The organism is Streptomyces sp. NPDC054883 (assembly GCF_053610645.1).
In genome coordinates, this window is record NZ_JBSGYT010000004.1 from 153907 (window position 1) to 170913 (window position 17007).

The window sequence follows — 17007 nt, forward strand, 5'->3', positions numbered from 1 at the left end:
GCCGCCCGCAGATCGCGTATCGACGTGGCCCACGGCGCACGTTGGTCCGTGTAGAGGCCTTCTCGTGGTCCGCGTCCCCGTCCCGGCGCCCTCCGTCCGGCCGCCGAATGGTCAGGGCGCAAGCGCACTCAGCATGCGTACGTAGGGGCTCCAGCGCGCCGGGCGGGCCACGGTACCCGTGCAGGCCAGTTCGGCGCGGTCCAGGCTGTCCTCCAGGCAGGCGTCGTGGAGGGGGCGGAAGACGAGCGGCCACGTGAGGCGGGCCGTGCCTTTGGCGGCCATGGCCAGGGTGTGGCGCAGCAGGGTGTGGTCCCGGTCGACAGCGAAAGCTGCGTATTCGTGGAATCCGTGGAAGCCGCGCGGGCCGCTGAAGGCGAAGCGCACCCACTGCGAGGGGACGTACGCGGCGACGGTGTAGCGGACCGGGCCGTGTCCGCCCGTCGCCCCGGCCGACAAAGGGCGGTCGAACTCCATCGGGGGCCAGCTGCCCTGCGGCCACAGCTGGTCATCGCCGCTCGCCAGGGTGTCTATCAGCGCTCCCACCTCGCTGCGCTGTGCGGTCAGCAGGCGCTCATGCACGTTGTAGACGCCCATGCGTCCTCCTCAGGCTCCATATAGAGAGTGGTCTCTAATATTGTAGAGAGTACTCTCCAACTCATGGCAAGACCACCTCGCTTCGATGTGCAGCAGCTCCTCGACGCCGCCGTGCGACTGGCCGCCGCGGCCGGCCCCGCCGCGGTGACGATGTCCGCGGTCGCCACGGAGGTGGGCGCCCCGAGCGGTTCGGTGTACCACCGCTTCCCCAGCCGGAACGCGTTGCTCGCCGAGGTCTGGCTCCGGACGGTAGAGGGCTTCCAGGAGGGCTACTTCGAGGCCGTCGAAGCAAGCGTCGACGCGCGGCGGGCGGGGTGTGCGGCGGCGCGTCACGTCGTCGCCTGGAGCCGCGCGCACCCTCAGGAGGCCGCCCTCCTCCTCTACGGCGCCCAGGACTTCGGGCGCGCCGACTGGTCCGACGAACACCTCCGGCGCGCGGACCGCGGCCACCAGCGGGTGCGTGCCACTCTCGCTACCCTTGCCACCGCCCTGGGTGCCGAAGGTCCGCAGGCCGCCGAACGTGTCGCGCTCGCCGTGGTCGACCTGCCCCTCTCGCTGGTCCGGCGGCACCTCCGGGCCGGAGACCCCCTCCCCGCCCACGCCGAGGACCTCGCCGAGGAGTGCACTGCGGCACTGCTCGGCTCGCTTCCCGCGAGGCCGGCGTCGCCGCCGACGCCCCTGGCCGACAGCTGAGGAACTGCCTCTTGGCCACGGTCCTGCTCGGCCGGACCGAAGGCCCGGGCGCCGGTTCAGACGTAGCGGTGTTCGGGGAATTCCCGTCATCCGGGGCAGCCTCGTTGGCATCTGCAAGACCGTGCTCAGACGGGGGTCTCGGTCAACTTCCGCAGGGTGAAGGGCTCCGCGAGGATCTCGTTCAGGACCTTCGCGACGTGCTGGAAGTGCGGCAGGGTGAAGTGGTACTCGAGGGCCTCGCTGCTGACCCACTCCTCAAGGATGATCATCCGTTCAGGATGGTTGGGGTCGGTGAGGGGTTGGTATCCCAGGCAGCCCTCCTCGGCGACGGACGGGACGATCATCGCATTCAGCTCGTCCCGCAAACGCTCCTCCTGACCTGGCTTGGCGACGAAGTCGGCGATGAGGACGAGGGTGCTCGGCATAAGAAAACTCCAGGTGATGCGCTCTCGCAGTGGATGCCCGCCAGGCGAACGACATCCATGCTGCAAGCCGGTGCCGGGACGACCCAGGGCTCAGATCAGCCCGGGTCCACCCTGCCTGGGTCTGGCAGGACCAGGTGAAGTCATTCGGACATCCGCGACACTGGGCACATGGATCGCGCACAGCAGCTCAGCGAGTTTCTGCAGACTCGGCGGGCCCGACTCAGCCCCGAAGACGCCGGCGTCCCCGACTTCGGGGGCCAGCGGCGAGTGCCCGGCCTGCGCCGTGAAGAGCTCGCCCTGCTGGCGGGCGTCAGCGTCGACTACTACACCCGCGTCGAACAAGGCCGCGCCCGGAACGTTTCCTCCGACGTCCTGGACGCCGTCGCCCGCGCCCTCCGCCTAGACGGCGACGAACGCGCCCACCTGCACAACCTTGCCCGCCCGACCGCCACCCGCAAGCGACCCAGCCGCCCTCAGCAGGTCGGCGCGGAGATGCGCCAGGCCCTCCAGGCCCTCACCGGTGTCCCCGCTTACATCGTCGGCCGCCGCTTGGACATCCTGGCCTGGAACGACATGGCCCGCGCTCTGATCGCCGACTTTTGCGCCGTGCCCGCCGCCGAGCGGAACATGGCCCGGCTCGTATTCATTGACGGGGCATCGAAAGACCTCTATCCCGACTGGGATGACAAAGCCCGCGACACCGTCGCCAACCTCCGCCTCGACGCCGGCCGTCACCCCGACGACCCCCAGCTCGCCAGCCTCATCGGCGAGCTTTCCCTCGCCAGTGACGACTTCCGCCGTCTTTGGGCCGACCACAACGTCCGCGGCAAAACCCGCGGAAACAAACGCTTCGCCCACCCCCGACTCGGTGGCCTCACCCTCGACTACGTGGCCATGCGCGCCCCGGACGACCCGGACATGACCATGATGATCTACAGTGCGCCCCCCGGGTCCGACGCCGCCACGACCCTTCAGCTACTGGCCGGCCTTGCCGCAGTCAAGATCGACAATGCGCGCTGACGCTGCCGCGGGTCACGCTCATCAGGGGTAGCACCACACCTGCTGTAGTCGCTGGGCTCGCCTCCACTGCCGTTGGGCGGCACCTGCTCGAGTACAACTCCGCCGCAACGGTCAGACCGCCGGAGAACGTACGCCTTCCTTGTCGGCCTGGGCTTACGTCTCGATGCTGGACGGGGCCGACCGTGCAGCCGACCCCGGGTGGCCAGTCCCCGGCCATGGGTGGTGCCGGGGCTCTTCCCGAGCCGGTCGCCACGGGCGCTGTCGTGTTCGCGCGCTTCCGCGTCGCACGTCGGACCCGTAGGGACAGGCCTATGGGACGGCTGGGCGCGGCAGCACGTCCAGGCCTACGGCGGCAGGCTGTTTCAGCTCCGGCAGCTCCGGCAGCTCAGGCCGCGTCCTCGTACGGGACGGGACGTGGCCGCGGTCCCGGGCCTCAAGTCATGGCGGCCTCTGTCGGCGGCCCTCGCACCTTCGGCGCCGTCGCCTCGGGTTCGTGTTCGGTGTGGTGGGGCGGTGCCCGGTGAGATCGCGGTGCTGGTCGCGTTTCGTCGTGGTCAACGCGCTGGGCTTCCCTCTGCGCCGGCAGCACCGCGAGCTGGCCCTGCTCGCACCATCGCGGCGACGCCCCGACGGGCCCGGCGGCTGGTACGCGGTCAGGTTCCCGCGACGCGCTGCCGATGGCCGTGCCGGCCTGGCTCGTCGGCTCGTCGGCGGCCGGCGCTGCCTCGCCGAGCTGCAGAGCCTGGGTCCACGGCACCGGGCGTGCAAGTGCCGTCGACCCCGGTGCCGATGCCGGCCCGCGCTGGTCGCCACACTCGTCGTCGGCTTGGCCGCCACGGGTCTGGCGGCCCGGCGGATCTCCCGGCCCGCGCCCGCGGCCGCCCTTACGCCGGGATCGGCGTACTGGTGAGCGGCGGCTTCCGGCTGCGCCTGGCCGCTACGCGGCCGCCGCTGGAACTGGACAGGCGGGGAAGGGGGCGCTGCTGGTTCACCGGTGCTGCCGGTCGCGGTCGCCTTGGCGGCCCCGTTCGCGGTGGTGCCGGTCGCACTCCTCGTGGGGCTGTCGGGCTCCATGCCCATCACGACGAGTACCGCCGAACACTCCGCGGCCGCAGTGACGAGCGCCGCTTCCGCGAAGCACGTGGCGGTGCTTGCGACGGCCCTGGGCGTGCTGCTCGGCGCGGTGGTTGCCGGAGCCCCCCGTCGCGGAGCACGACGGAGTCCTCGCCCAACACCACGCGCTTTCCTCTTGATCACTACGCCATTACGGGGCTGGACTTCCAGGGGGCCGGCGGCGAGATCGGCCTCCTTCTCGGCGGCCCGGGGAGCGGCGCCGCGGTGAAGCGCGGTCACCGACCGACCTGGCCATCGAGCCGCTGAGCAGCGCCGATTCCGTACTACCACGGGACGGTCTCGCCATGGCGGTCAAGGAAACGCAGACCGGTGACACCGGTCTCTAGCCGGGCCCGGTCCAGTCGAAGGTGATGTGCTTGCTGGACCGGCCTTCGTGGCTCCAATGGAAGCCGTGGGCATCGGCGCGGTCCGCCGTCGAGCGGCCCCAGGTCGCGACCTGGCCCGGTCCGGTCTCCGCACCCGGCAGGTTGGTCGACTGGACGCGCGCGCCCTCCGGGGTCGTGGGTCCTGTGAGCGCGACCGCGCTCGCCTCGACCCGGCCCGGTACCACGGCCCGCCAGCCCGCGAGGTCGTCGGCGACCTCGATCTCGATGGGGGCGAACTCCATGCCGCGCATTTCGGCGCCCATCATGGTCACCATCTCGGCGGGCCAACTGCCCGCCTGCCCACCGAAGATCATCTGAAGCGCCTCACGCTGCGGGGCGTCGGCGCGCTCGTCAACGAAGACCGCGGCGTACGTGTCCGTGTGCTCGGCCCAGATGTTGCCGACGAACGAGCCCAGCATCAGCACGTTCAGGCCGTCCAGCCGCACGTCACCGTAACGGCCCTCGCGGATGTGCCAGGCCAGAATGCCGTCGCAGTTGCCGTGGGTGGGCGGCTGTGCGAACGAGCAGGGGCAGGGCACGTTGCAGTTGCAGGTGTCGAACCAGTCGCCCGCCGCGTGCCACCGGGGAACGGTCGCCGTCGTCTCGGACATCTCCCTGCCTCCTTGTGACCGTGCCGGGACGTCGGTCTCGGGAGGACGGCAGAGCCCCCGGGAACCATCGCCGGCCCACGCCCGGGTCGTACGGGGTATCCATCCCGATTGTCCCACCGCAGCGGTCACTCGGAGGAGGTGTTTTTCGCGTACACACGTTCCCGCGCGCACGCGCAGGTCCGGCGTGCTGTGCTGGAGGTGTGCGCCTCGACCGGAAGGCCCTGTCACCCCCTCTGCGTCCGGCGAATCTGCTGTCCGCCCGGCAGCTTGCCCTCGCCTGGTCCGTGATGGCGTCGATCGCCCTCCTCGCCTGGGTGCTGGTGGCCGACCAGGCCCGTGGCATGGGGGCCGAGCCGGGAACCATGGGTATGGGCGTCCCGCTGTTCCTGCTGCTGTGGCTGGTCATGATGATCGCCATGATGTTCCCGTCGGTGGCCCCGGTGGCCCTCACCTGGGCACGGGCCATCGGACGCCAGTCGCCCGGGGGAGTCGTGCGGGTGGCTCGTACCGCCCAGTTCGTCGGCGGCTACCTGCTGGCCTGGACGGCCTTCGGTCTGATCGCCTACGGGCTCCTCGCCGGGACCGGGGTCCTGGTGGACGAGCACCCGGGCGCCGGGCGCTGGATCGGCGCCGGGGCCTTCCTGGTCGCCGGGCTGTACCAGTTCGGCCCGTGGAAGGACCTCTGCCTGCTGCACTGCCGGAGCCCGATGGGCCAGCTCGTGCGCTACGCGAGCTTCCGGCCCCGGGCCCGCGATCTGCGGGTCGGGGCGCACCACGGGGCGTACTGCGTGGGCTGCTGCTGGGGGCTGATGGTCGTGCTCGTCCCGCTGGGAGTCATGAACGTCTTGGCGATGGCCGCGGTGGCCGTGGTGATCTTCGTGGAGAAGCTCTGGCGGCTGGGTCCCGTCTTCTCGCAGGTCGTCGGGGCCGTCTTCCTCGTGCTCGCGGTCCTGAGCCTCTTCCAGCCCTGGCTGCTGCCGGGCCTGACCCCGCCGCAGTCGCCCATGACGGAGATGCTCCGCCCCTGATGAGGATGCCAGGGCGGGGTCGGTGGCTCGATGGTCAGGTCCGTGGCGGTGAGGCAGCCGTGCATCACGGGGCGGGAGCTGGATCCTGCGCAACTCGCGGCGGAGTGCGCGGTGGAGGTCGTCGGGTGTGCCCCGGGCCGTGGTGGCCATCGCCCTGCGCCGGAGTGACCAGACGGCTTGGACGGGGTTCAGGCCGGGTGCATCGCGGGAGCCGGATGGTGGTGAGCCGGTCGTGCTCGGCCTCGTACCGTTTCAGCCCGGCGGCCGGATGCCTGTTGAGGTTGTCCCAGCCACCACGATCGGGCCGCTGAGCTGGATGTGTACCCGTACCAGCAGGTCGCGGTAGTCCTGCCCGGGGGCGACCGAGGGGTCCGCCACACCTCCTCCTGCAACAGCTCCACCGCTCGCTCGTCACGCTCAAGGGCTCTGCGGGCGGGTGCCTGCCATGACCAGTCGCGCCGTTTCAGCCGCCGCCGTACGTCGCTACCGACAGGTTCATCCGCAGGCGGCGGCGGATCACCGTACGCGCCCGGGCCGGGGTTCAGCGTTCGTCGTCGAAGCCGTGTGCTGACGGACCCTTGCCGAGTTCTTCCTCGAGTGACGGTCGGAGAAATCGCCGGGCCTGCGGAGCGCAGGCCTCCGTGCCGCCCTCGCGCCGGGCACGGCGCCGGCCTCCACCGACCGCACACTCACCCGTAAGCCCCTCGCGATCACCGCGGTCTTCTCATCCGCCGCGAACCTTTTGTCGGCCTGAAGCCGGATCCCCTACCGAAACGCCCGATGCTCAGCGGTCAGGCCCCCGGGGGACCTCGGCGGCCGGATTCGGGGGAGCCAGTACTTCATGGGCTCCGCTTCATCGCGGGGCGACTGGGCGATCGGCCGGACGAGGGGGATCGTCCCGTCCGCGGCAGGCTTGGGCCGACGGCCGACGGCCGACGGCCGACGGCCCGCGAGGCGGACATGGGCGGGCACGAAGTCCGCGGTCTGCCAAGTCGTGGCGGAAGTCAGCGTTCGCGCCGTAGCCGGTGTCCGCGACCAACGCGGCGGTGGCCACTCAGATGCTTTCTGCGATCAGCAGAGCATTTGTGGCGACGGTGGTGGCGGTGCGCAGATCCGGTTCCGCGGATCGGCAACCGATCTCGCCCACACCGGTTCGGAGATCAGTTACGAAACCCATCGCTGCGGTGTCGCCGCGCTGGGGCATGGCCAACAGTGGTGACGCTCTTGGCACAGCTCGGAGTGGAGGACGGGGGCTGCTGACCCTGCGGCTGCCGAGGCGGCCTGCTGAGACGCGGTGATCGGCCTGGAGCTGAGCGGGACCGGCCGCGCCTGGTACGGCAGCGGTGCGTCAGCTGTGTGCGGTGTCGTCGCCCGTCTGCCCGGCTTCCTCCGCTGCGCCTGCCTTCTCGCGCATCTTGCGCACCAGCTCCGCCTTCTTGTCGGCTGCGCCCTGGCGGTCGAGGTTGCGGTGGGGACCGTTGTTCTGCCGTTCGGCGCGGGACTGCTTCTTGCGCTGGCCACCGCCCTGGCCCACGGGGTTGTTGATGTTCTTGCTGTCGGTCACGGGTTCTCCCGGTATTGATTGAAGTGATCTACGGATTCATCGGTGGGGGACGGGCGGCGGTGTCGAAGGACGTCAGCGGGGCCCGTCACGCTCTCACTCGTAAATCGGCGTCTGGAAGAACATGACAAAGACGTTACCCGGTCCCGTCGGCCCCCCACACCACCCCCCCGAGGTGCTGTAACACCCCGATGGGCCTGTCCCCGCCCCGCAACCGGCGAGGGGCCGGGACAGAGCCGTTCTCGATCCCCAGTCACCCGAGACGGCGCAGTCCGGTCTGCTGCGCCCCGGGACGTCCTCCGGCCTCCTCGACCAGGCGGGCCGCCCGGCCCGGCTCGGCGGGGGACATTGGGCCGGGGCGCCTACGGGGTGTGCAACTCGGGTGCGGCCCGGTCATTGGCGCCCAGCGCGGCTGCAACGGGTAGTGACCGGCACGGTCCGAGCCGACCGGTTTGCCGGTGCGCTGTCGGCCGCGCGGATGCCGAGGAGGTCGTCGAAGAGCTGGAAGGCAGCAGCCAGATCGGCCACCGTCCGAACCGCCGCCGCACTGCTCGGTGCCGTACACCCGTGCCGTTGCACAACCAGCTGCCGGGCCGCCCGTGCAGCGTCCCGGCCGACGCCGCGCATGTACAACGAGGGGGCCGGGGTGCTGCCGCAGTCCAAGGTCGATCTGTAGTTGTCTGGTTCTCCGGCCACGACGACTGCTACGTGCTGCTGGAAACCCGCAACCCCGCCCTGCCGGCCGCGGTCCTGGCGCGGCTGCTGACCCTGTTGGCCGGATCCGCCCTCGCTGAACGTGCCGAGAGTCCCTCCTTGCGCGTTCTCGAGCCCGGGCCGTGGCTGCCTGAGCGGCTGATCGCCACGGCACCCCACTGGATCGGAGCCCTGGGCCACGTCACCGAGGATCTGGTTTCGATCGGGCTGGCTGGCCTGCCGGAACCGTGGCACCTGGGCGTTCCGTTTCCGCAGTAAGCCGACCTGACGGCGACGCTCGACATGCGCCACGGCACCTGGCGGATCACGCCTTAGCGCGCGCACCGGGGCCGGACACGCCGCCCCCCTGGAGCTGGGCGGTGAGCGTGGGGACGTTTCTGCTGTACCACGACACGCCGCCGGGCCTTCGCCGACAAGGAGGCGTACGCGGCGCTCGGGATCAAGGAGAGCGTGCAGCTGACCGCCACCTCCGCGAAAGCCATCTGCACCTTCGACTCATGCGGGACGGTCGCCGCGTCGACGACTGGGGGGATGCTGGAGCGAGCGCGGCCGCGTCTCCCGTCTACGCGGCGGCGAGTTCGACTTCCTCACACCGGGCGGTGCACCGTGCCGAGCTGGACCACCCCGAACTGACCGGCACGTTCGAGCCGTACTTCCACGCCTTGGAGGTGTCCCTCGGCCTGCGGCTGCCGCGCCGGGACTTCGCCGAGGGGGAGGTGCGGGCCGCGTACTGGCGCGGGAGCAGCGGTGAGTACGGCGAGGAGGCGCGAGCGCGGCACGCCGGTGATGGCGGGGGCCGCGTAGGTGGGCGGCATCGATGACGGGGGTCGGCAGGTGCGTGGGGCATGAGTGTTCCCGCCGCCGTAGCGGGGGCTTGGGGCGGCGGACAACCGGGGAAGGCTGAACCGGGGGGTGGTCTCTGTGGGTTTCACGGGTGGGGTGCCGACGGGTGTGGCGTGGTGCCTGGTGCTGCTGGCGTCGGTGGTGCGGTTCGGTGGCGGCGGGGCCGGGTCGTCGCGCGGGGCATCGTCGGCGGTGGAGATGGGGCTGTTGCGTGGGGGAGCGCGGGGGGCGGCGCAAACCGGGCTCGTCGAGCTGTACCTGGCCGGAGCCGTGGACGCCGGGTTCCGACAGACGGTGCGGACGGTTGAGCACCGGCGGCCGCCGCGCGGCTGCTCTCCGGTGGCTCGTGCCCAGTACGACGTGCTCTACCGGAAAACACATCCCCGCCGGTTGCAAAACGAAGCCCCGGTACGGGCGGCTATCCGGGAGACCGCCCGGGGGTTGGAGCGTGCGGGGCTGCTGGTGTCCGTCAAGCGACGCTGGGCCGCACGGGCCCTGCTGCTCCCGGTGTTCGCCGCAGCACCGGTCTGGGCCGTCGCAGGTGGCGGGGAGACGGTGTGGCTGTGGGCCACGCTCCTCGCCGACATCGCCGCGCTCGTATTGTGGACGCGCCCTCGGCTCACCCCGCGCGGCGCCCAGCTGCTCCGGCTGCGCCAAGGCCTTGCGGGGGTTCCTCGGGCCGCGGAGCGGCATGATCCGGGCGCGTTGTTGCTGAGCGTGGCCCTGTTCGGCGCCCCGGCGCTGCGCGCGCAGCTTCCCCGGTTCACCGAGGAAAGCGGACTGCTGACCCGCCCCCCGTGGGAGCCCATGGAGCGCAGCGGACGCGGCGGCTGGCACGATTCGCCGGGCGGCGGCGGGGGGTGCGGGGGCTGATTCGGGCGTGCGGCGGGCGGCAGTCATCACCCGCTCGCGGCCCTCAGGCTCTCTCGTATCCTCGTGCCGCCGGGAACGACTCCGGGAGACCGGAAGGGTGAGGGTTGATGGCATTCGTAAGGAACCGGCGGGACGAGTCCTTTGAGGCGGTGCACTGGGACGAGATCACCCAGTTCACGGTGGGCAGGATGATGCGACGCACGTTCCGTAAGTCGAAGCGGGGCGAGGGCGCGCACGCGGTCCGGTTCATGACGATGCGCGCGGGCATCGAGTACATGGTCCCCGCCCTCCACGTCGTCCCCGTGGAACCGGCCGGGCCGGTCTCGAAGGGCGGCTTCCGCCTCTTCGAGGACGAGGACGGCCGAATGTTGGTGTGCACGGTGCTTCCGGAAGGCTCCGACCGCTACCGGGTGAGGAACGCCGTCGGCCGGGAGATCGGCTCGGTCCGCCGCACTCCGGTCACGAAGCGGCTCACTCAGCACGGCCTGTGGCTGGAACAGCCCGGGCATCCGGCCATCGTGGCCCCCCGCAACTGGGCGAGGGGCGGCCCCGGGGCGGCCCTCGGGCGCGGGGTGGGTCATGTCCTCGACGGGGTCGTGGACTCCCTGCTGTCCTTCGGGTCCGACGAAGGCACAGACTCCGGTTCACCCCTCAAACCCGTGGTCTGGGCGGTGGGCGCGGAGGACGGGCAGGAGGAGGGCGCGGTCGGCCAGTACGGGGAAGCGGTACTGACCTTCCCCCGCACCACGGACGACAAGCGCTGGTACTTCGTCAAGCGCGATGGCCGGCTGGACAAGCGCCTGGCCTTCGCATTGGCAGTGGTGCGCGAGAGCGAAGCCTTCGGCGCCGATCGCCGCTGAGCGGCGGCAGGGGCGGGTGGAGGTTCCTCCAACTCCCGCGTTCGCAACCAGGGCGCGATGGGCGGCCATTTCTCCGGCTTCACATAGCAGTTGTGCACCATGACGGGGACGCCATTGGCCCGTCATCCGCACGAGCGGGTGATGCGGGGCCACCGACACGTTCGGGACGCCCCGTCGACCGCGTCTGCGCGCTGGCCGCACAACGGCGGCGACCCGTTGGAAGCCGGCGAGGGCAGCCCAGGAGAGGCACCCTCGCCCGTCGGCGAGTCAGCCCAGCGGGGACGGCAGAAGGACCAGGGGAAGCGCCCCGGTCTCCACCGAGGCCCGATCGATCGTGATGCCGCAGTACCGCCCCACACCGTCGAACACACGCGCCGGGATCTCGCCCGCGTACTCCTCGTAGTACCGCGACACCGCCCCCTTGCCGGACACCCCGTCGTACTCGGACGGGAACACAGCGCCGGCAACACGCAGCGCAGCGTCCAGCTCCGAGTTCCGGCCTGTCGCCTCTCCGAACTCGGCCTGCCATGTCCGCCCGTCGTCCCCCGGCGCGTGCAGAATCACGCAGGGCCCGACGCCACGATTCAGCGAGAGACAGACGACCTCCTCGCCCACCAGGGGGTCCATCTCAGGCACCTCCCTGTACCCACGAGCCCACGTGGCGGCCCACGCGTCCTCCAGGACGTACACCCAGTCCCCGCACACCCCGTACATCGCGCTGCTGACGTTCCCCATGTCCAATCCGTCGGGAAAGGCCAGGCCGAAGCGCTCGCTGTACAGGTCCCCGCACTCCAGCTGCCCGGGATCCGCGCCGAGACGGATCAGGAACTCCTCGGCATCCACGCCGCGAACGGCCGTCAGCGAGACGCCCGCGCCCATCCCCGGCAGCCGTCCCGCCGGATCCTCGTAAGCGCGCTCACCCAACCAACGCAAACCTGCAGCATGTTGATCCCTCATCCCGTGAATCTACAAGCGGGGCCGTGCGCCTTGACGGCGCCTACCGACTCGTCCGATCGGGCCCACCACTACGTGGCACCCGCCTGGCCCCCCGCCCCGCCCGAAGGCCGGCACCGGAGCGAAGGCCGATCGACCCGGGTCCGACCCGCACGGCATCAGGTCCGACATGGCTCCCAGCAAGGCAGCGGTCTGTACGGCGCCGGCCAGGGCGCGGGTATTCCGCAGTCGCAAAGCGGCCGTACACCTGGCGTGCGTGCTCGACCGCGACTTCGGTTGTCACAGGCGAGGTGCCTGGATGCGACTCTGGCCGTACGGCAGACATGTCTCGGACTGCCACTCCGGTTGCATGCGAAGGCGACCCGGGATCGATGTGGCACCGCGTGCACCGACCTGGGGATGGCCGGGCGGCCGAGATCATCGCGGGCCTGTACATGTCCGCACACCCTGTCGGCCTATGGCGACCTCAGCGTCTCCCCCCGGACAACAGCCGCCTGATCAGCTGCGCCGCGACCATGAACAACAGGAAAACCGGGGACTACGCCAGCACGTCCGTCCCGCACCATCTGGTGCGCGGCGCCATCGGCTTCGGGCTGCCACTGAGAGCATGCCGGACCGTTCCTTTCGGCATCTGACCTCGGTGGTCTCCGGCTCACCCCAGGTGCGCTCACTCCTCTGACTACCTGGTCGCGGGTGCCGTGCTCGGAGAGCCCCGGCTTTGGCGGCCCTTCGGGCGAGTGCGAGTCCCGTCCATCGACGGACGGGACTCGCTTCTCAGGCGGCGCCGACCTCCGCGGCCGCTACCACGTCGGCCGTGTTGTCGGCGGCCGGTCGCGGCTTGCGGATGAGCGGGACCGTCGCGCACGCGGCGAGCAGGGACGCCACGGCGACCGCGTACCAGGCGTGCTGGAACGCGGCGACAGCGTGTCCGGGGGCCGGGGTTCCGAGGATGCCGACCAGCATGGCGACGCCGAGGACCGCGCCGATCTGGCGGCCCATCGAGGTGATGGCCGAGCCGGTGGCGAAGCGGGCCGGCGGCAGGGCGGCCGCCGATGCCCCGGTCAGGACCGGGAGCGTCATGCCGACACCGAGGCCGGTCAGCATCATGCCGGGCAGGAGCGAGGCCGCGTAGGCCGAGCCGGTGTCGAGAGTCGCGGCCCACCACAGGATGCCGGCCGCGAACAGGACGGATCCTGCCAGCGCGATGCGGCCCGCACCGAACCTGGCGACGGCGGGCCCGATCCGCAACGCGACCGGCGGCACCAGCAGTGGTCCCGGGGCGATGGCGAAGCCGGTGCGCAGAGCCGAGTAGCCCCACACGCCCTGGCACCACAGCACCGCGCCGAGCAGCATTCCGGCGAACGCGACGGTGAACAGCGTCAGGGCCGCCGCGGCGGATGCGAATGCCGGAACCCGGAGCAGCGGCAGCTCGACGATCGGCACCGGGTGGCGGGCCGAGCGCAGGACGAACCAGACGCCGAGCAGCACAGCGGCAGCCAGGCCACCGAGGGTGCCCGTGCTCGTCCAGCCCCAGTCAGGAGCCTGGACCAGGCCGAGCGCGAGCGTTGCGATCGATCCGGTGAGAAGGGCGGCGCCGAACAAGTCGGGCAGCGGACTCCTCTTGGCCCCAGCGCGTCCGGGCGACGGCAGCACCTTGACACCGAGGACGAACGCCGCGATCCCCACCGGCACGTTGACGATGAACACCCAGCGCCATCCGGCCTCGACCAGCAGCCCGCCGGCCACCGGCCCGAGTCCGGCGGCGATCCCGCCGATCGACGCCCAGGCCCGCACCGCCCCGGCGCGCTTCTCGGGCGCTGTCGTGTCGAGCAGCAGCGCGAGCGACGTCGGCATCAGCAGCGCAGCGCCGGCGGCCTGCACGAGTCGTGCCGCTACCAGCGCCCCGACGTCGGGAGCGAGTGCGCAGCCGACCGAGGCGAGGGTGAACACCGCCAATCCGGTCAGGAAGACCGGCTTGTGGCCGGAGCGGTCGGCGACGCGGCCGGCGACTACGAGGAGCGCCGCGAAGACGATCGCGTAGCCGTTGAGGACCCAGGAGAGGGAGCCGAGGCCGCTGCCGCCGAACGAGCGGCCGATCGCCGGGAGGGCTGCGTTGACGATGAAGAGGTCGAGGTTCGACATGAAGACCGCAGCCGCGACCGTCGCGAACACGGCTCGGGAGGCCCTTGGTGGGTTTGGAATTCCAACTGTCATGGACCGGAGGCTAGCCGTGTGGGTTTGAAAACACAACGGACTGGGGGGAGAATGGAGGCGTGACCTCGAATCCGAAGCAGGGCGAGAACCCGGTTCCGCACCCCGAAGTGCCCGGTCGGCCGTGTTCCGTGGCCGCCGCCCTACAACTCGTCGGCGAGCGCTGGGCGCTCCTGGCGATCCGCGAGATCTTCTACGGCAACCAGCGCTTCGACCAGATCGTCCGCAACACCGGCGCCCCCCGTGACCGCCTCGCCGCCAGACTGCGCGCACTGGAAGAGGCGGGCGTGGTCGAGCGCCGCGCCTACAGAGAGCGCCCACCGCGCTTCGAATACCACCTCACGGAGGCCGGCCGCGATCTCGCACCGGTGATGCGCGCGCTGCTGACCTGGGGCGATCGCTGGGCGGTGGAAACTCCGCCGGTCGCCTTCCGGCATCGCGGCGGGCCCGGATCCGAGCACGACGCCGAGCACGACCTCGATCTCACGTCGACGTGCCGGACCTGCGGCGAGGAGGTCGGGCCGGGAGGTCTCACGATCGACGTGCGGGCGCCTGGATGGGATCGAGCGGGTCCGATCGAAGGTTCCTGAACTCAGCAGCGATCAGGAGTGACGGGGTAACGCCTCGGTTGGCCGGACAGGCAGCGCGGCCCCTCTTTCCAACAGCACAGGCCGTACCGCACCAAGCCGTAGCCATCACGGAAGCGCGGGCACAGCCGTTTACCGCCGCCGGGTGGCGGCGGTGAACTGATCACGCGACCGCGCGGCCGTCACCGGTGGTATGCGCGCACTGCCGGGCATGTCGCTCGAAGACGCCGCTGCCCTGCGCGAGAAGGCCACCCGCGTCCGCGACTTCGACCTCAACGCCCCGGGGTCCGACCGGACGAGACGTAAAACGCCCGGACCTTGATGGGCGGGTTCCAGGAGTCGTCGCAACACGTCGTCGTGTTGATCAGACATTGAGCAGTTCATGCAGGCGCTCGGCTGGGGTTGCCCAGCCGAGCGTTTTGCGTGGATGCAGGAGCACCACGTAACGGGTGAACGGCCCCGCTACCGGGGCCTCCGTACCGAAAACTCGTTGCCGTCGGGGTCGAGCATCAGCACGCGGACGCAGTCGCTCTCGCCCCCGCCGGCGTCGGTGCGCCTCGCGCCGAGCGAGACCAGGCGGTCGATCTCCGCCTCCCAGTCGCCGGCGGCGGGGGGCGCCAGCTCGAAGTAGAGCCTGTTCGTGCCCGTCTTCGGCGCCACCGGAGGACCACCCCACGTGATCTTCGTACCGCCGTTCGGCGATTGGATCGCCGTCTCCTGGCCCTGGTCCCAGACCAGCGGCCAGCGCAGCGCCTTGCTCCAGAAGTAACCGACCTCCTGCGTGCCGTCGCAGGCCAGGGCTCCGATGAACCCGGTGTCGGCGAGGAACTTGTTGCCCGCCGCGATCACGCAGAACTCATTCCCGTCCGGGTCGGCGAGCACGACATGCCCCTCTTCCGGGAGTTGGCCCACGTCGATGTGCTTCCCGCCGAGTTCCAGCGCCCTGGCCACCGTCTGCTGCTGATCCTCCGGGGAGGTGCTCGTCAGGTCGAAGTGCGCCCGGTTCTGACCGATCTTCGGCTCCTGGCCGGGCACGAAACGGATGCGGAATGCAGCGGTGTCGCGGGGCTGGATCGCTACCTCGTCGCCCGGACCGTCGACCAACTTCCATCCGAGGAGACCGGCCCAGAACCGTGCCAGGTCCGATGGCCGGGTCGCATTGAAGCAGATCGCGAACAGTTGACTGGTCATACCCGTGCGTCTCCGATCCACTGACGGCCGATACGGCGCCTCGCCCTTCCCGCGGGGCGCAGCTTAGGGGTGGCCGTACGGAACCCGCATCCGGGTTTTCCGGCGCTGGGGAAGCGCAGTCCTCGCAATGTGACGTCGTATGGAACGGCCCGTCGTCCACGGCGCCGCCTGGGCCGCCCTTCACGTCCAGCGCGAACCGGCCGTACCTCCCGAACTGCTACCGGCATCCGCCGCCCGTCGACCTGCGCATGCCCCGGATGACCGGGCGACCCTGGGAGCGCTGAGCGAGGCCCCGTAATCCCAGGACCCGGACCCGGTCACGGCGTGGTTTCGGCCAGATCGTAGTCTTCTGGCCATTGGCGGCTGCTGGGAGGAGTTACGGATCCATGCAAAGCAAGGCCGGGCGAAAAAGGGGTATTTGGGCGATCGTCCTGCTCGTTTCGGGCGTCGCACTGATCGGCGGCCCGATGGCGTTCATGCTGAGCCGGTTCACCGCGTCGCATCAGTTCAGCGACAACATGCGGCCCACGATCATCCGTGGGGACCTCGTCGTCCTGCGCAAGGGCCCGTCCGAGGTCCGACGTGGTGACGTGGTGACCTACGACCCCAGCAGCTGGGGGCTGCAGGGTCCGTTCCTCGGACGGGTGGTCGCGGTGGGTGGCGATCGCATCTCCTACTCGATGGGGGAGGCATCGCTGACCCTCAACGGGCAGCCGCTCGAAGAGCCCTACGTGAACGACCGCCCCGGGGACGGTGGGGTGTCCTTCGATGTCGCGGTGCCGCAGGGACGGGTCTTCATCCTGGGTGACAATCGCGGCAATTCCGCCGACTCCCGCTTCCACCTGGGCAGCGGCGAAGGCACGCTGTCGGTGTCGGCCGTGACGGGGATCGAAGAGGACCAGGAAGGCCCGCTGTCCGTGGGCCTCGGTCTGGCGATGATCGCCGGGGCGTGCCTCCTGCCCGTGGGCATCGGGCTCGGCATCGCGGCGTTGGTGGTACGGCGCCGCAAGCCCGTGCCGGCAGTGCCGGCCTGGGGTGCCGTGCACGTCGACCAGATCTAGCCGACGACGGAACCGGGAAGCCCTCGCGGGCTGATGCTCGCGGGGCCTCGCCCGGTCCACAAAGCCGGACGGGCTGAAGTCCGCCTCGGGATCGTCGTAGAGAGTCGTCGGGCTTGCGGCGCGAGCCTGACGCCCGACGTGGCGGGCCGGGCCTGCTGCCTGGCTGCTGCTGCCGACCGCGGCGCCGGGTGGCCGGCCACCGGCCGATGTGCTCGTCGCGGACGGTCACCCCGGGCCTGACGTCATCCAGGGCCACCCTCGGCCGCCAGGTGGTCGGCGGCT

The 17007-nt window shown here is 70.9% G+C and carries 16 protein-coding genes and 1 pseudogene; 9 read left to right on the forward strand and 8 right to left on the reverse strand.

The window, feature by feature from the left end; all coding sequences use genetic code 11:
- Nucleotides 1-111: 111 nt before the first annotated feature.
- Nucleotides 112-594 carry an SRPBCC family protein gene (locus ACWGH1_RS05355; protein ID WP_453352772.1) on the reverse strand — a complete coding sequence of 161 codons (483 nt, stop codon included), beginning with the start codon at nucleotides 592-594 and terminating at the stop codon, nucleotides 112-114.
- Nucleotides 595-657: 63 nt separating this feature from the next.
- On the opposite strand from ACWGH1_RS05355, the gene ACWGH1_RS05360 reads away from it, so the two are divergent.
- On the forward strand, nucleotides 658-1287 hold the full coding sequence (locus ACWGH1_RS05360) for a TetR/AcrR family transcriptional regulator (protein WP_453352773.1): 630 nt from the start codon (nucleotides 658-660) through the stop codon (nucleotides 1285-1287).
- A gap of 125 nt (nucleotides 1288-1412) precedes the next feature.
- Here the strand turns inward: ACWGH1_RS05360 and ACWGH1_RS05365 are convergent, their stop codons facing one another.
- On the reverse strand, nucleotides 1413-1712 hold the full coding sequence (locus ACWGH1_RS05365) for a putative quinol monooxygenase (protein WP_453352774.1): 300 nt from the start codon (nucleotides 1710-1712) through the stop codon (nucleotides 1413-1415).
- Between the two features lie 168 nt (nucleotides 1713-1880).
- On the opposite strand from ACWGH1_RS05365, the gene ACWGH1_RS05370 reads away from it, so the two are divergent.
- The gene (locus tag ACWGH1_RS05370; protein WP_453352775.1) at nucleotides 1881-2732 is read left to right on the forward strand and encodes a helix-turn-helix transcriptional regulator; all 852 of its coding nucleotides are present in this window, start codon (nucleotides 1881-1883) and stop codon (nucleotides 2730-2732) included.
- A gap of 1456 nt (nucleotides 2733-4188) precedes the next feature.
- On the opposite strand, the gene ACWGH1_RS05375 is transcribed toward ACWGH1_RS05370, so the two are convergent.
- Nucleotides 4189-4842: a DUF1326 domain-containing protein gene (locus ACWGH1_RS05375; RefSeq protein WP_453352674.1), complete on the reverse strand. Its 654-nt coding sequence runs from the start codon at nucleotides 4840-4842 to the stop codon at nucleotides 4189-4191.
- Between the two features lie 200 nt (nucleotides 4843-5042).
- Here ACWGH1_RS05375 and ACWGH1_RS05380 point away from each other — a divergent pair, with 200 nt between their 5' ends.
- Entirely contained in the window at nucleotides 5043-5870 is an 828-nt protein-coding gene (locus tag ACWGH1_RS05380) for a DUF2182 domain-containing protein (RefSeq protein WP_453352675.1), read from the forward strand.
- Nucleotides 5871-5881: 11 nt separating this feature from the next.
- On the opposite strand, the pseudogene ACWGH1_RS05385 reads toward ACWGH1_RS05380, so the two are convergent.
- Both ACWGH1_RS05385 and ACWGH1_RS05390 read right to left on the reverse strand, forming a co-directional pair.
- A pseudogene (locus tag ACWGH1_RS05385) lies at nucleotides 5882-6632 on the reverse strand (winged helix-turn-helix domain-containing protein); the annotation flags it as partial.
- Nucleotides 6633-7218: 586 nt separating this feature from the next.
- Nucleotides 7219-7434 carry a DUF6243 family protein gene (locus ACWGH1_RS05390; RefSeq protein ID WP_453352676.1) on the reverse strand — a complete coding sequence of 72 codons (216 nt, stop codon included), beginning with the start codon at nucleotides 7432-7434 and terminating at the stop codon, nucleotides 7219-7221.
- 705 nt (nucleotides 7435-8139) lie between these two features.
- On the opposite strand from ACWGH1_RS05390, the gene ACWGH1_RS05395 reads away from it, so the two are divergent.
- From ACWGH1_RS05395 to ACWGH1_RS05410, 4 genes are all read left to right on the forward strand, one after another.
- The gene (locus ACWGH1_RS05395; protein ID WP_453352677.1) at nucleotides 8140-8403 is read left to right on the forward strand and encodes a hypothetical protein; all 264 of its coding nucleotides are present in this window, start codon (nucleotides 8140-8142) and stop codon (nucleotides 8401-8403) included.
- Between the two features lie 239 nt (nucleotides 8404-8642).
- Nucleotides 8643-8966: a hypothetical protein gene (locus ACWGH1_RS05400; protein WP_453352678.1), complete on the forward strand. Its 324-nt coding sequence runs from the start codon at nucleotides 8643-8645 to the stop codon at nucleotides 8964-8966.
- Between the two features lie 100 nt (nucleotides 8967-9066).
- Nucleotides 9067-9861 (forward strand): TIGR04222 domain-containing membrane protein, encoded by a 795-nt coding sequence (locus ACWGH1_RS05405; protein WP_453352679.1) that lies wholly within the window; start codon nucleotides 9067-9069, stop codon nucleotides 9859-9861.
- A 107-nt stretch (nucleotides 9862-9968) separates the two neighbouring features.
- Nucleotides 9969-10721 carry a hypothetical protein gene (locus ACWGH1_RS05410; protein ID WP_453352680.1) on the forward strand — a complete coding sequence of 251 codons (753 nt, stop codon included), beginning with the start codon at nucleotides 9969-9971 and terminating at the stop codon, nucleotides 10719-10721.
- Between the two features lie 267 nt (nucleotides 10722-10988).
- On the opposite strand, the gene ACWGH1_RS05415 is transcribed toward ACWGH1_RS05410, so the two are convergent.
- Nucleotides 10989-11645, reverse strand: a complete 657-nt coding sequence (locus ACWGH1_RS05415; RefSeq protein ID WP_453352681.1) for a hypothetical protein — start codon at nucleotides 11643-11645, stop codon at nucleotides 10989-10991.
- 804 nt (nucleotides 11646-12449) lie between these two features.
- The gene (locus ACWGH1_RS05420; protein ID WP_453352682.1) at nucleotides 12450-13847 is read right to left on the reverse strand and encodes an MFS transporter; all 1398 of its coding nucleotides are present in this window, start codon (nucleotides 13845-13847) and stop codon (nucleotides 12450-12452) included.
- Between the two features lie 101 nt (nucleotides 13848-13948).
- Between ACWGH1_RS05420 and ACWGH1_RS05425 the strand changes: the two genes are divergently transcribed.
- A complete protein-coding gene (locus ACWGH1_RS05425) occupies nucleotides 13949-14476 on the forward strand; it encodes a winged helix-turn-helix transcriptional regulator (RefSeq protein ID WP_453408444.1) in 528 nt (175 codons plus the stop codon).
- A gap of 459 nt (nucleotides 14477-14935) precedes the next feature.
- Here the strand turns inward: ACWGH1_RS05425 and ACWGH1_RS05430 are convergent, their stop codons facing one another.
- On the reverse strand, nucleotides 14936-15664 hold the full coding sequence (locus ACWGH1_RS05430; protein WP_453352684.1) for a VOC family protein: 729 nt from the start codon (nucleotides 15662-15664) through the stop codon (nucleotides 14936-14938).
- Between the two features lie 386 nt (nucleotides 15665-16050).
- Between ACWGH1_RS05430 and lepB the strand changes: the two genes are divergently transcribed.
- The gene (gene lepB, locus ACWGH1_RS05435) at nucleotides 16051-16725 is read left to right on the forward strand and encodes a signal peptidase I (protein ID WP_453352685.1); all 675 of its coding nucleotides are present in this window, start codon (nucleotides 16051-16053) and stop codon (nucleotides 16723-16725) included.
- The last annotated feature ends 282 nt before the right edge of the window (nucleotides 16726-17007 follow it).

Coding starts and splice junctions, on each gene's coding strand:
- ACWGH1_RS05355 (WP_453352772.1), bottom strand. CDS start 594: ATGGGCGTCTACAACGTGCATGAGCGCCTGCTGACCGCACAGCGCAGC.
- ACWGH1_RS05360 (WP_453352773.1), top strand. CDS start 658: ATGGCAAGACCACCTCGCTTCGATGTGCAGCAGCTCCTCGACGCCGCC.
- ACWGH1_RS05365 (WP_453352774.1), bottom strand. CDS start 1,712: ATGCCGAGCACCCTCGTCCTCATCGCCGACTTCGTCGCCAAGCCAGGT.
- ACWGH1_RS05370 (WP_453352775.1), top strand. CDS start 1,881: ATGGATCGCGCACAGCAGCTCAGCGAGTTTCTGCAGACTCGGCGGGCC.
- ACWGH1_RS05375 (WP_453352674.1), bottom strand. CDS start 4,842: ATGTCCGAGACGACGGCGACCGTTCCCCGGTGGCACGCGGCGGGCGAC.
- ACWGH1_RS05400 (WP_453352678.1), top strand. CDS start 8,643: ATGCGGGACGGTCGCCGCGTCGACGACTGGGGGGATGCTGGAGCGAGC.
- ACWGH1_RS05410 (WP_453352680.1), top strand. CDS start 9,969: ATGGCATTCGTAAGGAACCGGCGGGACGAGTCCTTTGAGGCGGTGCAC.
- ACWGH1_RS05430 (WP_453352684.1), bottom strand. CDS start 15,664: ATGACCAGTCAACTGTTCGCGATCTGCTTCAATGCGACCCGGCCATCG.
- lepB (WP_453352685.1), top strand. CDS start 16,051: ATGCAAAGCAAGGCCGGGCGAAAAAGGGGTATTTGGGCGATCGTCCTG.